This window comes from Salinisphaera japonica YTM-1, assembly GCF_003788585.1.
Taxonomy (GTDB): domain Bacteria; phylum Pseudomonadota; class Gammaproteobacteria; order Nevskiales; family Salinisphaeraceae; genus Salinisphaera; species Salinisphaera japonica.
Map to the genome: position 1 here is coordinate 1 of NZ_AYKG01000018.1, position 14,687 is coordinate 14,687.

Here is a 14,687-nt window from a genome sequence, read left to right on the forward strand (position 1 = left end):
CCCCGGATACTAGCTAGATATCCGGGGCAAGACACAAGGGCCTGTTGCCGTTTCATGCGAGTCCGCGTTGGCGACCGCAAATCGTGTCCTGCAAGGCGCGAGTCGCAGCGTCGTGGCGTGCCACGATCAAGACTTGCAACGCTGTAGGGTGCGATTTGCGGCCCAACCCTTCGGGACAAGCGCTGTTTTGCGGCAATACAGCGTTCTAGCCCCCTTACGCAGAATGACTGCGCGGCGCGGGCTACGCCTCGTCTTGCCGCAAAACAGCGCTTGGCGCGGACTCGCATGAAACGGCAACAAGCCCTAGGCCCGTTTCGACTCTGTCTGCCGTTTGTCCATTATCGCTTCGAGTGGCCGGACTATTGCCAGGGGCTGGCGTTGTGCGCGGTGGATCTGGCGGCGATACCGCTCATGGTTGATCTGCTGGGCATGCCGTTTGCCGCAGCACTTGCCGTGGTGATCATGAACGGCGTGCTGTATCTGACCCATCACCTGCTGGGCGACCCGGTGGTGCCCGGCTGGATCACGCCGGCCATTCCGCTTCTGATCGCCTACTGTGAGGGCTATGACCCCGGCGTGGCTCGCGTGCACGCGTTGATCGCGTTTCAGTTCATGCTGGGGGCGTTGTCGATCGGGCTGGGCGCCACCGGGCTGGCGCGTCATGTGGTGCGCGCCGTGCCCACGGCCTTGAAGGCCGGCATCGTGATGGGGGCCGGGCTGGCCGCGGTGAACACAGTATTCGCCGACGACGGGCGGTTCTGGACCTATCCGGTGACGATCTCGATCGCGGTGGGGCTGGCCTTTGCGATGATCTTCTCGCGCGGGTTCAACGCGCTCAAGGCCCGAAGCGCCTGGGCGGCGCTTGCCGGCAAGCTGGGTATCTTTCCGATCATCGTGTTGGCGATCGTGGTCGCACCGCTGGCCGGCGAGGCGCCCTGGCCGGATCTGCGCTTTGGCTTCTCCCAGCCGGATTTCGTCACCCTGTGGGCCGGCTACACCGTGTTTGGCGTGGGCCTGCCGCCGGCCGGCTTCTTCCTGGCCGCGTTGCCCACGGTGATCGCGACGTATCTGGTGGTGTTTGGTGATGTATTGCAGTCGCGTGCGCTGCTCGACGAGGCCGCGGCCGCCCGGCCCGATCGTCCGATCGACTACTCGCCCGATCGCGCGCACATGATCTTTGGCGCCCGTAACGCCACCATGAGCGTGGCCGGCCCGGATGTGGCGATGTGTGGCCCGCTCTGGTCAGCCATGCACGTGGTGATCGTCGAGCGCTACAAGGAAGGCCGCAAGGCCATGGGCTCGATGATCGGCGGCGCCGGCTCGTTTCGGTGGGGCACGAACACCGGGCTGTTGCTGTTGCCGATCGTCTCGCTCATCCAGCCGATTCTGGGCGTGGCCCTGGCGCTGACGTTGCTCATCCAGGGCTATGTCAGCGTGCGGGTCGGTATCATGGAGGCCCGCAACCCGACCGATCTGGGCATCGCCGGCATCACGGCCGCTATTCTGGTGACGCAGGGGGCGGCCTGGGCCATCGGCGTGGGGCTGGTGTTATCAATTCTGATTCACGGCCGGGCGCTGGCACGGCCCATGCCGAACGAGTTGTTCGACCGACCGGACGACCGGCCCGCCGATAACGAAAACGACCAAGACGACGACAGACGATGAGCAAGCAAACGATGACCGCGCCGGCCCGCTGGGTCTGTGTCTACTGTGGCTCGCGCGATGGCCAGAATCCGATCTATCGCGAAGCCGCGACAGCGCTGGGCACGGCGTTGGGCCAGGCCGGCTATGGCCTGGTTTACGGCGGCGCCCGCGTGGGTTTGATGGGCGCGGTGGCCGATGCCGCGCTGGCAAGCGGCGCCCCGGTGCACGGCATCATCCCGCGCGGATTGTCCGAGCGCGAGCTGGCCCACGACGGGCTGACCCGCCTGGATGTGGTTGAAACCATGCATCAGCGCAAGCTGGGCATGATCGAGGCCGCCGACGGCTTCATCGCGCTGCCCGGCGGGTTCGGCACGCTCGAAGAGCTGTTTGAGGTGCTGACCTGGCACCAGATCGGCTGGCACGACAAGCCGGTGGGGCTGTGTGACGTCGATGGTTTCTATGGCCCGTTGGTGCGCTGCATGCATCACATGCGCGATCAGGGGTTTGTCAGCGCGGCCAATATCGCGCGTATTGGCGTGGCGCATGAGCCACAGGCGTTGGTGGCCCGGCTGTTCGAGCCGATGGCCGCAAGCACGGATATGTCATAACAGGCGATATACGACGAAAGTAGCAAAGCGCGATTCGGGATGATTGATACCGTGTCGCGCTCGCAAGTGACCCGAGGCATGGTGTGGCTCCTTCTCAAGACAGTATTTCGAACCGCCCCTCTGAGAGCTCGGGGATCAGTGCCCGCTCGGTGGGTCTGCTGCTCGGCCCGCTCTGGCTGATCGCCACGCTTTTGATCGGCGCGCCCGAAGGCCTGCCCGAAGCCGGCTGGCACTGTGCGGGCCTGGCCGCGATGATGGCCACCTGGTGGGCCACCGAGGCCATCCCGATTCCGGCCACCGCGCTGTTGCCACTGGCACTGGGGCCGCTGGTCGGCCTGGGGGATTTCCAGACCCTGGCCCACGGCTATGCCGACGACATCATCTTTCTGTTTCTGGGTGGGTTTCTGCTCGGCCTGGCCATGCAGCGCTGGAATCTGCATCGCCGCATCGCCCTGAGCACGCTGCTGGCGGTGGGCTCAGCGCCCAAGCGCCAGATCGGTGGTTTCATGATCGCCACCGGCTTCATCAGCATGTGGGTCTCCAATACCGCGACCTCGGTGATGATGTTGCCGATCGGCACCTCGGTGATCGCACTGATGGCCGATCGTGAGTCGGCCGGCATCGATCGTTATGCCACCAGCCTGCTGCTGGGCATTGCCTATGCCGCCTCCATCGGTGGTACGGCCACGCTGATCGGCACGCCGCCCAACGCCCTGCTGGCCGGCTATCTGTCCTCGGATCAGGATATTCAGATCGGTTTTGCCCAGTGGATGCTGGTGGGCGTGCCCACGGCGCTGTTGATGATGGTGGCCGCCTGGGCCTGGCTGACCCGCGGCGGCTTCGAGTTCGCGGCCAGCGATGATAGCCGTCAGATGTTGCGCGACGAGCTGGACAAGCTGGGGGCGATGACCTCGGCAGAAAAACGCGTGGGCATCATGTTCCTGTTGGCCGCCGTGCTATGGATCTGTCGCCCGCTTTTGACCGATGCCGGGGCCACGTTCGTCTCCGACGCGCTGATCGCGATGATCGTGGGTGTGTCGTTGTTCATCATCCCGGCCAGCGACGGCAAGGGCTCACGCCTGATGAACTGGGAGAACGAGGCCAACGTGCCCTGGGGCGTGTTGCTGCTGTTCGGTGGCGGGCTGGCGCTGGCGGGTGCGATCAAGTCCACCGGACTTGCCGCCTGGATCGCCGATTCGATGGAGATCTTCGCCGTGCTGCCCGTATTGTTGCTCGTGGGGGCTGTCGCACTCGTGATCATCATGCTCACCGAGGTCTCGTCCAACACGGCCACGGCGGCGGTGTTCATGCCGCTTCTGGGCGCGCTGGCCGTTTCGGTCAACGTGGACGTGCTGCTTTTGACCGTGCCGGCCGCGATTGCTGCCAGCTGTGCTTTCATGATGCCGGTGGCCACGCCGCCCAACGCGATCGTGTTCGCCACCGGGCGGCTCAAGATCCAGTCGATGGTGCGCGCCGGCCTGGCTCTCAACGTGGCCTGTGTGATTCTGGCCACGCTGATCCCGTATGCCGTGATCAGCTTCATCTGGTAGGCAGGCGATGGCCCGCGCAATTGGCCCGCCCGAGCACGTACCCGAATACGATCCCACGGCGTTCATCGCCGTGGACGTGGAGACCGCCAACGCCGATACGGGCAGCATCTGCCAGATCGGCTTTGCCCGCTTTGCCGCCGGCGCGCTGATCGACAACTGGTCGTGGCTGGTTCATCCGCAAACGTTCTTTTCCGCGGCCAATATCGCGGTCCACGGTATTCGCCCGGGCCATGTCAGCCACGCGCCGGACTGGGGCCAGATCCACGACGCGGTGTCGGCGCTTTTGACCGATCAGGTCGTTGTCTCGCATTCCAGCTTTGATGTCACCGCGCTCGGCCGTGCGGCCGAGGCCGCCGGCCGCGCGCCGATTGCGGCCCACTGGCTGGACTCGGTACGCATCGCCCGGCGGGCGTTTCCCGAACTACGCGGGGCCGGCGGCCACGGCCTGGGGCATCTGAAAACCGTGCTGGGCCTGGAGTTTTCACACCACGATGCCGGTGAGGATGCCCGTGCGGCCGGCTGGGTGGTCGAGGCTGCGGTGGCGGCTACCGGCATCTCGGTGGCGCAGTGGCTCACGGCCGCCCATCGGCCGGTGGCAGACTTCCGGCGTTGAGCGAGCGCGGGTTGTGCATGCAACCCGAATCCGGCCTGCGGCGTATAGTTGGTGCTATGTCATGGTCTGCTCGCACATTCGCACGCAACGTATCGGCCCAGGCGCTGGCCGGTGCCACCGAGCCGGTTTATGCCCGCCTGCGCGGCTGGATCGTGGATACCGTGGCCACGCGCCAGGATTTCGGGATCGATTACGATCATCCCGTGGGCGATCAGGGCCTGTTCGGCCCGGAGTCAGTCACCTGGAAGATCCATGCCGATTTTCCGGGCATGATGGCCGGCGGCATCGCGGCCCTCATGCTTCAGACGTTGCACCCGCGGGCGTTGGCCGGCGTTTGGGATCACTCGCGATTTCGTTCGGATGCGCTGGGCCGCTTGCGCAACACCACGATGTTCGTGGCCGCAACCACCTACGCGCCGACGCATCATGCCGAGCGTATTATCGATATCGTGGATCGCATGCATGCGCGCGTGACAGGCGAAACACCCGAGGGCGAGCCCTATGACGCGCGTGACCCGCATCTTTTGACCTGGGTGCACTGCACCGAAATGGCGATGTTCCTGGAAGGCTACAAGCGCTATCGCCGGGCCGATCTGCCGCGCCATGTCGAGGATGCCTATTTCCGAGAGACCCGCGTGATCGCCGAGAAACTCGGTGCCCGCGACGTGCCCGGTTCCAAGCAGGAGATGGCCGATTATTTCGTGGCTATCCAGCCCGAGCTGCGCTTCGACCAGCGATCACGGGATACTCTGGCCGTACTCGATACCATGGCCTTGCCGATCCCGGTGGCCGGCGTATCCCGGCGTATGTTTCTGGGCGCCGGGGCGGCCTTGTTGCCGGAATGGGCACGGCTGCGGATGCATCGCTCGTACCGCCAACGCGTGATCGATCGCGGGGCGGCCGAGTCGCTGTCGCGTATCGGCCCGGTAATGCGGGCCGCCATGTCACAAGGTGTGGGCGTACGCTCGGCGGCCCGTTGCGGGGCCACGCGAGACTGTCTGAACTTTGACTGAGGCAGTTGATCGGGAATCCGGGGCGCGATCAGCGCAGCGCCGGTCTTGGCGCGATGAACGGCGCCGGATCGATCGCGCCGCCCCGGCTGTAGATACCGAAATGCAGATGCGGCGGGCCGCCGGCGGCATTGCCGGTGTTGCCCACGCGACCGATCACGTCGCCGGCCGAAACCCGCGCGCCATCGTCGCTCGTGTAAGCCGATAGATGTGCATAGTAATAGCGCGGCCCGGTCAAACTGGACGATAGAAAGATCGTCTTGCCGCCCAACCCGCCGTTGCGATGTGAAACACGCCCGTCGACGACGGCGACGACCGGTGTGCCGGCCTTGGCAAAGATATCGATGCCTTCATGACGGCGGGCGCCGCCATCGCGGGCCACGCCGAACCCGCCGCCGATATCGCGCGCGGCGGCACCGGCCACCGGCATGCCCAGCTGGCCGCCGCGCGCGGTGACCAACCGGCCGGCAAAGGCCTCGAACAGGCGTGGCTGCAATACAAAGCGATAGCGGGCCTTGGCATCGACATCCACGCGATGAATCTCGCCGTCGGCGGCAACCGCGGTGACAAGCGACCAGGTATCCGCCGCCGGATCCTGTCGTTCCAGAGTGGCGAACAGGCCGGCGCTGGTTTCGTCGCTTGTCAGTCGCCAGGCCAGCTGCTGGCCGCGTTCAGCGGCCAGGGTATAAACCGCGGCCCGGATTGTATCGTCGGCGAAGTCGAGATCGGCGCTATGGCGTGCCCCGAGCCCAACCGGTGTGGCGTCGGCCGGGGCGGCCTGCCAGCGTTGTACGCTCGGGGTATCGCCCAGACCGGCAAGCCGCAGGCGGGCGGCGTATATATCCCGGTCGGACCAGCCCAGCACGTCATGGGCAAGCCATGACAGTGCCAGGCGCGACGTGTGCTCGGCCTGGGCCCGCCAGACCGGCTTAGCCCACAGCGCGACAAGCATGACGGCGAGCAGCAGCGTTTCAAGTATGAGTCGGCGGCGTCGGTGGACGGGTGGCGATGGCGTCTGGGGCTCGGGCGGCGTGTGCATGCTCATGAGACCACCGCCCGGGCGTTTGGTTTAACCGGCGTGCTGCACCGCGCGCGATCCGAGGCGATGATGACAACGACATGACAGACAGCCGCGTAAGCGACAAAAAACATAACCCGCCGCGAGGCTTGGCGCGTAAGTCGTTGATAAGAGCGTGTTGTCGCCTGTCGCTTATTTGACACAAATTATTTACAAAACTGTAACAAAGGCGAATTAGAGTGCGTTCGTGACACAGGGGAATCACCAGAAGGATAGATATGCCCACGACACGACGTACCGGCCTGTGGTCGGCCAGCGCGCTTGGCCTGACCGCTCTCTTGTCGATGCCGCCAGCCGCCGAGGCCGCCGCCGAGCTCTCGGAGGCCGAGTGTGCCACCCGCAGCGCGGCCGGGGGGCAGCGCCTGACGCTGTATATGGATCAGGCGACCAAGCAGATTCTGGCCGAGCCGGGCCCGAACCGCGTGCGTCTGGGTGAGTTCGAGGCGGTCGATCCCTGCGCCGACCAGGCCAAGGCCGAATACCGGACCACCGAGGAGCCGAGTTCGCTGGCCACCGTGCCGGTCGAAGCCCCGGCGCCGCGAACGACCACCGGCATTGACGACAAGCCGGCCACGCTGATGTTGACCGACGAAAGCCATTCCTTCGAGGTTGGCTTGTCGGGGCGTCTGCACGCCGACTACAACTATGAAAACCCCAACGATTACGTCGAGCGTGACGGCGGCGCCGAGCAGAACGCGGCCACCGGTACTGAAATACGCCGGGCGCGTATCGGCGTCGAGGGCACGTTCGGCAAGGATCTGGGCTTCATGCTCGAATCCGATTTCGCTGACAACGAAGTCGGCGTGAAGGACGCGTTTCTGGTCTATAGCGGTATCGATCCGCTGGAATTCACGCTCGGCCAGCAGAAACAGGCCATCAGCATGGAGCTGCAGGAAAGCTCGAACGACATCATGTTCACCGAGCGTTCGCTGGTGAACGCTTTGACCGGGCCACTGTTTGATCGTGCCATCGGGGCCAATCTGAAAGGCTCGGGCCACGATTGGTCGGCCCAGACCGGGGCCTATGGCGACACCATCGAGCCAAACGGCGATCGTGTGCAGGCCACCGAAGGATACGGGGCCAGCACGCGCCTGACCTGGGCGCCGATCAATTCAGAAGACTACGTGATTCACCTGGGCACGTTTGCCGGTGTGCGTGAATCGGCCGAAGACAACGGCGTGCTCGACGGGCAGCCGGCCTACAGCTACGAAAACACGCATATGTCCAATGCGCGTATCTTCGATACGGGCACGATCGAGAACTTTGATCGCGTGTATATGGGCGGGCTCGAATTCGCAGCCATGGCCGGGCCTTATTCGATACAGAGTGAGTATGTGGTCACCCAGACCGATCGCAGCGACGGCTTTGACGACCTCAACTACGATGCCGGTTACGTTCAGCTTGGCTGGACGCTGACCGGCGAGTCACGGGTCTACCGGGGCAGCGACGGCGAGTTCAAGGGGCTGCGCCCGGACGAACCCTTCGATCTGAGTGCGGGCACCTACGGCGCCGTCGAGCTGGCAGGCCGCTTCGACTATGCGGACCTGAACGATCGTGACGTGACCGGCGGCGAAGGCACCCGTGCCACCGCGGCACTCAACTGGTATCTCAACCGCCACGTGCGGCTGATGGCTGATTACAGCCGCGTCATCAACACCGAAGTCTCCCCGCTCGTCACCCAGGACGGCGGCAGCGTCGACGGCGCGGATATCTTCACCTTCCGCACCCAGTGGGCGTTCTGACCCCGGGTCAAGCGTTGCCGAAAGACAAGCCGGGCCGATCATCGGTCCGGCTTTTTTGTGTTTGGGAGAATCCGGGCACGAGTGCGCACCCGAAAGCATGTTATCCGCAGATGGCCGCAGATAGCTGCAGATGTGATCCTGATGAGCCGAAAACAACGCGGCCGGGTTCGAGCCAGCGTACTGCCGCAGGGTTGGATAAAAATTCAGGGATGATCGTTCAGCGCGGATGGACTATCGCGCGTCGGTGTCAGTTGATAAAAAACCCTGTCTCACAGCTACAAAAGAGACGATCAAACCAACGACATTCGTCTTAAACACCCCGCCAAGCTCAGGCAGCCTCCAACCGAGCAATCAGCCGGTAACCCACGGCCCCACCAAGCCCACATCTGCGCAATCTGCGTCCATCGGCGGATAAAAAAGAACCCAGACCCAGGACTCGGCTAAATCGCCACCCGCTACGGCTGTAAACAACGCCCACAAAAAAGCCCGCCGCTGGCGCGACGGGCTTGATCAGGCGTTATCGAAAGCGCGTGATCAGGCCGGGTCGGCCTGGTTCACGCCTTCGTCACCGGAGGCCACGCGACGGCCGTCGGCGCCAACATAGGTGGCGCTGTGGCCGTCCAGGCCACGCAGCTCGACGGCGATGTTGCGCTTGGGCGCACCGTCCACGAAGTGGTTGAGATCTTCACGAATATCCGGATCCACGAACTTGGCGTTGGTGGCGTCCACGATCAGATGACCGCCCTCCGGAATCTCCTGCAGATAACCACGCAGCTCCTGACGGTTCAGGAACGACACTTCGCTACCCATGCGCAGCAGACCATGGTCGCCATTCTTCGTGAACGACAGCGCCGTGTGGTAGTGCGACTGGATCAGGAAGTAGACCGCCACGACCATGCCCGAGAGCACGCCGATGAGCAGATCCGTGGCCAGAATCATCACGATCGTCGTGGCGAACGGCAGGAAACGCTTCATGCCGGCACTGTACTGGGCGTGGATCAGGCTCGGACGGGCCAGTTTGTAGCCGGTGAACAACAGGATCGCGGCCAGTGCGGCCAACGGAATCGTCTCCAGCGCGAAAGCCAGGAAGGCGACCGAGATCACCAGCAGAATCCCGTGGATAAACGCGGCCAGACGAGTACGACCGCCGGACTGGACGTTGGCCGAACTGCGCACGATGACCGCTGTCATCGGCAGGCCGCCGATCATGCCGGCAGCGAAGTTACCCAAGCCCTGGGCCTTGAGCTCACGGTGCGTGGGCGACTTACGGCCCATCGGATCCATCTCATCGACGGCCTCGACCGAGAGCAACGTCTCAAGACTGGCCACCAGCGCGATGGTGATCGCCGAAAGATAGATACCAGGCTCCAGCATCATCCCGAAACTGGGCAGCTGTAGCTGCTGGAACAGCGATACGGGTCCGTCCAGGCCCGGCAGGTTCACGAACTGGGCGCCGTTGAGCGCCATGCCCGAGCCCGAGAAAACCATCGCCAGGACCACACCGGCAATCACGGCCACCAGCGGCGGCGGCACGATGTTAGCCCCCGGAATCTTCTTGAACAGCCCCATCTCGAAGGCGATCAGAATACCCAGGCAGACCACGGTGATGATGACCGCCAGTGGGGCGATGCCTTCCATCAGCGGGCCGGGTGTGGTCAGACCGGCATCGGTCTTGGAGCCGTGGCCGAGTGCCAGCGGAATCTGGGTGCCGATCAGGATCAGCCCGATACCGGCCAGCATGCCCTTGATGACGCCGTTGGGCACGAAGGCACCGATGATCCCCAGCCGCAGAAAACCCAGAATAATCTGGATGACGCCAGCCAGAACGGTGGCCATCAGCAGGCCGTCAAAGCCGTACTGATGAATCACGCCCAGTACGATCGCGGTCAGGCCGGCGGCAGGCCCGGAGACCGACAGCTGCGAGCCACTGGCAAGGGCGACCACCAGGCCGCCGATCATGCCGGTGATCAAGCCCGATAGCGGCGGGGCGCCCGAGGCGATCGCAATCCCCAGGCATAGCGGGATCGCGACGAAGAACACCACGATCCCGGCGCGCAGATCACGGCCGAAATAACGGGTGTCCAGGAATGAGGTTTCATTCGACATGTTGGGGTTTCAATCTCTTAGCGTGAACGAATGACACGATGGGCAGGCAAGTACGGCCTGCTTCAAGCGGCCGCAGGCTGGCTGGGAGCCGACTCACAAACCACGTCCAGATGGCCTGCGTCCAGGGCATAGACCAAACCCAACAGGGTGGGCGGCTGCTCTGCATTCTTGATCAGATCCAGGTCGGCCAGCTTGTCGATCTGGGCCTCAACGTTTCGGCGCACCATGGCATTCACGCGTGCCTTGTCGTCGTTGGCATCCAGATTGTCGCGCTCGCTGTTGTAGAGCTCGACCAGTTGCGCCAGGTGGGCATCAACGTGATCCATGCCGCTGGCCTGGCCGGAACAGGCCGCCCCCACGCCGCCACAGCCTTCATGCCCGCAGACCACGATATAAGGCACCTTGAGCGCGGTAACCGCGTACTCCAGCGCCGACATGAAGCCGTGCTCCTCGGTGGCCGCGATATTGGCCACGTTGCGATGCACGAACAGATCGCCCGGCGAGGCGTTGCACAACGTTTCAGCCGGCACGCGCGAATCGGAGCAGCCCAGCCACAGTGCTTCTGGCGACTGCCCCTGTTCCAGCCGCGCAAAGAATTTGGAGTCACGTTCCTGCATGGTGGCTAACCAGGCCTGGTTTTCGAGCAGCAAGCGTTCCTTGAATTGCATTGCGATATACCTTTGTTGGAAACCGAGCATCGCGGGCCGTAAGCGTCTGGGCCGGCCGAAGCTGCTCGACAAATCGGTATCGCCGAGCCTTTCACGATCCGATGGATATAAACGTATTGTTATCATATTGCACGGACGTGTCCCGGTCTGACAAGAACGATTACCGCGCTTGATGAGACTAAAAAACGTGCATAGTGAATCATTTAGCGAGGTTTCAATTTTGAATTCGTCCCTGGAAGCCGGCGATTCAGCATTAACGGCACGAGACGCGAAAATCAGCGACGCACCGCAGATTCTGACGTTCATTCAGGCTCTGGCCGAGTACGAAAAAGAGCCCATGGCCGTGACCGCGACGGTGGCCGATATCGAGGCGGCGCTGTTTGCGCCCCAAGCAACCGTTACTGCACTGATCTTCGAGTACAACAGCGCAAGTATCGGCTTTGCGGTGTATTTTCAGAATTTCTCGACCTGGCTCGGCCGGCATGGCCTGTTTCTCGAGGATCTGTATATCGCCCCCGAGTATCGACGTCGTGGTTTCGGCCGGGCTGCCCTCCGTGTGCTGGCGCAACGCGCCGTCAACGCTAGGTGTGCACGCTTTGAGTGGAACGTGCTGAACTGGAATACGCCGGCCATCGATCTGTACGAGGCCGTTGGCGCCAAGCCACAGTCAGAATGGACCGGTTATCGCCTCGACGGGGCGGCGCTGCGACGATTTGCCGCGGGCGAATAGAGGCTGTCGCGTCGAATCAATCCGGGCGCGGCGCCTCGTAGGCGCGATCGGTCACCCGATTATCTGGCGTCAGTGTCGTACCGATCGAAGCCAGCATGATCGCGCCAACGGCCAGCCATTGAAGCAGCCCCAGGGTCTGTCCGAGAAACAGCAGGCCGGACAGGGCGCCGACTGCCGGCTCCAGACTCATGAGCGTGCCGAACGTTGCGCGGGGCAGGCGGGGCAGCGCAATCATCTCCAGCGTGTAAGGCAGGGCCGTCGAGAGCACCGCCACGAATGCGCCCAGCATCAATACATGAGGAGACAAAAGCGCCGAGCCTGCCTCGAGCACGCCGATCGGCGCAATGAAAAGCGCGGCCACCACCGTACCCAGAACCGCGCTTTGCAAGCCGTGGCTCGCCCCGGCTCGCTGCCCGAAGACGATATACAGCGCCCAGCAAACCCCTGCGCCAAGCGCGCAGGCCACCCCGACCGGATCAAGCGGCCCGGATATCGACTGATCAGGCCAGAGCAACACGGCGAGCCCGCCGACCGCGATCACCACCCATAGCCCATCCAGGGCGCGGCGCGACGACACCACGGCCACCAGCAACGGCCCGGTGAATTCCAGGGCGACCGCGATCCCCAGCGGTATACGCGCCAATGCCTGATACAGCAGAAAATTCATCGTTCCCATGGCCAGCCCATACAGGATGATCGTGCGCCAGGCCCTCGGCCCGACCGTGTGACGCCACGGGCGAAACAAGGCCACCAACAACACCGCTGCAATGATCAGGCGTATCGAGGTCGTACCGGCCGGCCCAGCCGCCGCGAACAGGCCATGGGCCAGGGCGGCCCCGCTCTGAATAGCGCTCATGGAAACGAGCAACAGGGCGACAGGCCAGAGGCGCTGGCCGAGCGGTGACGATAGATAAGACATGATGACCAACGCTTTCAATGGTCCTGGACGGCGTGACTATCGGAGTAATCCGGCCGCAACCGTACGAACGATCGGGCTGAGTCTATCGCACAAGTCCGTAATTGGTATTTTCTTGGCCGGGCCTTGCTCGCGTTATCAAGGATCGAGTAGCCGGTCTTTAATAGATAATGAGCCCACAAAGCGATTGATAAAATAAAATACGGCGATAGCCAAGTAATATTTATTACTCAATATGGATGCGTACAAATACGGAGAAAAAGATAAAAGAATGAGGCATCTCTCTATCGCGTTAGGGTCAACGATCAACCCGCAATCAGGATCAAGCATAGAGATCCGCCGGGCACGTCGATTGTCTTTGTATCTGCATGATTCTTCATATGAAATAAGTAGAGGCTAGTACCTGAATTTAGCGCAGTGGGTACGGGGTTTCGTCATCACGCGCGCCGAACGAGCGTTCGGTATCGGGCCGTAAGCCATTAGAATTAAAATAAATACCGAAAAATGATTTTGTGGACTAAGAATAGTGTTTGCAAAATAAGAGGACAGGCTAGACGATCCGCGCTCGTTTCCTTGAATGAAATGGACGAGGGGTCCTATGAGCGTGCAGAAGATTTTGGCCTGTGCCGGTGCCTTGGCAGCAGCGGTTTGCGCCCCGGCGGCCGTCGCGCAGCAGGGCGGAACCATCAGTTTCGATGGCAAGGTGACAGCCGCCAGCTGTGAGATCGTCGGCGAAGGGGCTGATCAGACGGTGACCCTGCCGACTGTCTCGGTCAACGCGCTGCCCGCTGAGGGAGCGACTGCTGGTGAAACGCCTTTCGATATCCAATTGGCCAACTGCAGCCTGGCCAACAACACCGATAAAACCACTGGTTCGCAGTCGGTCACCGCTTATTTCACGCCCAACGCGAATGTGAACACCACGTTCGGCACATTGCTCAACACCACCGATGCAGCGAGCGGCGGTGCACAGAACGTCACGATCCAGCTGGTCAACGGTGAAAATGACCAGGCGATCGATATCGGCAACACGGTGCCAACCGATGAAAGCTCGCTGGGCAACCTGCCTGCCGGTCAGTTCGACGCCGACAATGGTCAGGTCACGCTGAACTATCTGGCGCGTTACTTCGCAACCGGTCAGAGCACCGCGGGTGAGGTGAACGCCATGGCCAGTTATGTCCTGATCTATCCGTGATCGCTGCGCGCTTATTTAGGCAGCACCGCGATCGATGCCGGAATAACTGCAGCGTGTGGGCAAGGCTCGCACGCCTTGTTGGTGGGCTCGTGGTAATCGTTGTGGGTGCAACCACGGCCAACGCCAATGTCGTGATCGAGGCCACACGCGTCATCTATGAACAGGGCGCCCAAAGCCAGATCGTGCAGTTGACCAATCGCGGTGATCAGCCGGCGCTAGTGCAGAGTTGGGTGGATTCCGGCAATGCCGAATCCACGCCTGAAGACAGCCAGGCGCCGTTCGTGATTCTGCCGCCGATCACACGGGTAGAGGCCGATCGTGGTCAGGCGCTTCGTATCCGGTTTACCGGTACGCCGAAAGCATTGCCAAGTGATGAAGAAAGCGTGTTCTGGCTGAACGTGCTGGATGTGCCGCCCTCGCTGGGGCAAAAGCAATCAGATCGGGACAAGAACTATCTGCAGTTCGCGATCCGGTCGCGTATCAAGCTGTTCTATCGGCCAAAGGGGCTGCCCGGTGAGCCGCGCAAAGCGCCCGACGCGCTTGAATGGTCGGTCACGACCAATACATCCGGGTCGCCGGTACTGCGCGTGCGCAATCCTACCGCCTATCACGTGACGCTGACCGCGGTGCGGTTGGGCAAGTCGGGGTCGAGCCTTGTGCCGCGCAGCCACATGTTGGCACCTGGCGCGAGTCATCGTTGGCCGCTAGGCACGTCTCCGGCTGCCGGAGCGCGTGTATTTTACGAGTCGATCAACGATTTTGGGGCTGCCACGCGCCACCACGCCACGTTTTCCGCTGCCGGCGATTAAACCGCGATCAGCGGGTTT

Annotated in this window: 13 protein-coding genes; 9 read left to right on the forward strand and 4 right to left on the reverse strand. The window is 62.8% G+C overall.

The genetic code is table 11. The annotated features are described in order from the left end of the window. Window positions 1-285: 285 nt before the first annotated feature. The 5 genes from SAJA_RS06865 to SAJA_RS06885 all read left to right on the forward strand — a co-directional run bounded on the left by SAJA_RS06865 (window position 286) and on the right by SAJA_RS06885 (window position 5,428). Window positions 286-1,665 (forward strand): hypothetical protein, encoded by a 1,380-nt coding sequence (locus SAJA_RS06865; RefSeq protein ID WP_123657929.1) that lies wholly within the window; start codon window positions 286-288, stop codon window positions 1,663-1,665. Further along, complete coding sequence (locus SAJA_RS06870) at window positions 1,662-2,252, forward strand: LOG family protein (protein WP_221180154.1); 591 nt, start codon at window positions 1,662-1,664, stop codon at window positions 2,250-2,252. The genes SAJA_RS06865 and SAJA_RS06870 overlap by 4 nt, the downstream gene beginning before the upstream one ends. 104 nt (window positions 2,253-2,356) lie before the next feature. Beyond that, window positions 2,357-3,802, forward strand: a complete 1,446-nt coding sequence (locus SAJA_RS06875) for an SLC13 family permease (protein WP_342777540.1) — start codon at window positions 2,357-2,359, stop codon at window positions 3,800-3,802. Between the two features lie 7 nt (window positions 3,803-3,809). Continuing rightward, the gene (locus SAJA_RS06880) at window positions 3,810-4,415 is read left to right on the forward strand and encodes a 3'-5' exonuclease family protein (protein ID WP_123657931.1); all 606 of its coding nucleotides are present in this window, start codon (window positions 3,810-3,812) and stop codon (window positions 4,413-4,415) included. Between the two features lie 56 nt (window positions 4,416-4,471). Continuing rightward, on the forward strand, window positions 4,472-5,428 hold the full coding sequence (locus SAJA_RS06885) for an oxygenase MpaB family protein (RefSeq protein ID WP_123657932.1): 957 nt from the start codon (window positions 4,472-4,474) through the stop codon (window positions 5,426-5,428). Between the two features lie 28 nt (window positions 5,429-5,456). Here the strand turns inward: SAJA_RS06885 and SAJA_RS06890 are convergent, their stop codons facing one another. Beyond that, window positions 5,457-6,470 (reverse strand): M23 family metallopeptidase, encoded by a 1,014-nt coding sequence (locus tag SAJA_RS06890; RefSeq protein WP_123657933.1) that lies wholly within the window; start codon window positions 6,468-6,470, stop codon window positions 5,457-5,459. Window positions 6,471-6,721: 251 nt separating this feature from the next. Between SAJA_RS06890 and SAJA_RS06895 the strand changes: the two genes are divergently transcribed. Further along, window positions 6,722-8,245 carry an OprO/OprP family phosphate-selective porin gene (locus SAJA_RS06895; protein ID WP_123657934.1) on the forward strand — a complete coding sequence of 508 codons (1,524 nt, stop codon included), beginning with the start codon at window positions 6,722-6,724 and terminating at the stop codon, window positions 8,243-8,245. 534 nt (window positions 8,246-8,779) lie between these two features. Here the strand turns inward: SAJA_RS06895 and SAJA_RS06900 are convergent. Both SAJA_RS06900 and SAJA_RS06905 read right to left on the reverse strand, forming a co-directional pair. Next, window positions 8,780-10,351 carry a SulP family inorganic anion transporter gene (locus SAJA_RS06900; protein WP_123657935.1) on the reverse strand — a complete coding sequence of 524 codons (1,572 nt, stop codon included), beginning with the start codon at window positions 10,349-10,351 and terminating at the stop codon, window positions 8,780-8,782. Window positions 10,352-10,413: 62 nt separating this feature from the next. Further along, window positions 10,414-11,019 (reverse strand): carbonic anhydrase, encoded by a 606-nt coding sequence (locus tag SAJA_RS06905; RefSeq protein WP_184999785.1) that lies wholly within the window; start codon window positions 11,017-11,019, stop codon window positions 10,414-10,416. 220 nt (window positions 11,020-11,239) lie between these two features. Between SAJA_RS06905 and SAJA_RS06910 the strand changes: the two genes are divergently transcribed. After that, window positions 11,240-11,749 (forward strand): GNAT family N-acetyltransferase, encoded by a 510-nt coding sequence (locus SAJA_RS06910; protein WP_245963251.1) that lies wholly within the window; start codon window positions 11,240-11,242, stop codon window positions 11,747-11,749. 16 nt (window positions 11,750-11,765) lie between these two features. Here SAJA_RS06910 and SAJA_RS06915 read toward each other — a convergent pair whose 3' ends face one another. After that, entirely contained in the window at window positions 11,766-12,668 is a 903-nt protein-coding gene (locus SAJA_RS06915; RefSeq protein WP_123657938.1) for an EamA family transporter, read from the reverse strand. 595 nt (window positions 12,669-13,263) lie between these two features. Between SAJA_RS06915 and SAJA_RS06920 the strand changes: the two genes are divergently transcribed. After that, the gene (locus tag SAJA_RS06920) at window positions 13,264-13,860 is read left to right on the forward strand and encodes a fimbrial protein (RefSeq protein WP_184999786.1); all 597 of its coding nucleotides are present in this window, start codon (window positions 13,264-13,266) and stop codon (window positions 13,858-13,860) included. A gap of 101 nt (window positions 13,861-13,961) precedes the next feature. Then, window positions 13,962-14,669 carry a fimbrial biogenesis chaperone gene (locus SAJA_RS06925; RefSeq protein WP_221180155.1) on the forward strand — a complete coding sequence of 236 codons (708 nt, stop codon included), beginning with the start codon at window positions 13,962-13,964 and terminating at the stop codon, window positions 14,667-14,669. Window positions 14,670-14,687: the final 18 nt, after the last annotated feature.

Excerpts from the sequence above, each read along its gene's own strand:
- SAJA_RS06865 (WP_123657929.1), top strand. The coding sequence starts at position 286 with ATGAAACGGCAACAAGCCCTAGGCCCGTTTCGACTCTGTCTGCCGTTT.
- SAJA_RS06870 (WP_221180154.1), top strand. The coding sequence starts at position 1,662 with ATGAGCAAGCAAACGATGACCGCGCCGGCCCGCTGGGTCTGTGTCTAC.
- SAJA_RS06880 (WP_123657931.1), top strand. The coding sequence starts at position 3,810 with ATGGCCCGCGCAATTGGCCCGCCCGAGCACGTACCCGAATACGATCCC.
- SAJA_RS06885 (WP_123657932.1), top strand. The coding sequence starts at position 4,472 with ATGTCATGGTCTGCTCGCACATTCGCACGCAACGTATCGGCCCAGGCG.
- SAJA_RS06890 (WP_123657933.1), bottom strand. The coding sequence starts at position 6,470 with ATGAGCATGCACACGCCGCCCGAGCCCCAGACGCCATCGCCACCCGTC.
- SAJA_RS06895 (WP_123657934.1), top strand. The coding sequence starts at position 6,722 with ATGCCCACGACACGACGTACCGGCCTGTGGTCGGCCAGCGCGCTTGGC.
- SAJA_RS06900 (WP_123657935.1), bottom strand. The coding sequence starts at position 10,351 with ATGTCGAATGAAACCTCATTCCTGGACACCCGTTATTTCGGCCGTGAT.
- SAJA_RS06905 (WP_184999785.1), bottom strand. The coding sequence starts at position 11,019 with ATGCAATTCAAGGAACGCTTGCTGCTCGAAAACCAGGCCTGGTTAGCC.
- SAJA_RS06915 (WP_123657938.1), bottom strand. The coding sequence starts at position 12,668 with ATGTCTTATCTATCGTCACCGCTCGGCCAGCGCCTCTGGCCTGTCGCC.
- SAJA_RS06920 (WP_184999786.1), top strand. The coding sequence starts at position 13,264 with ATGAGCGTGCAGAAGATTTTGGCCTGTGCCGGTGCCTTGGCAGCAGCG.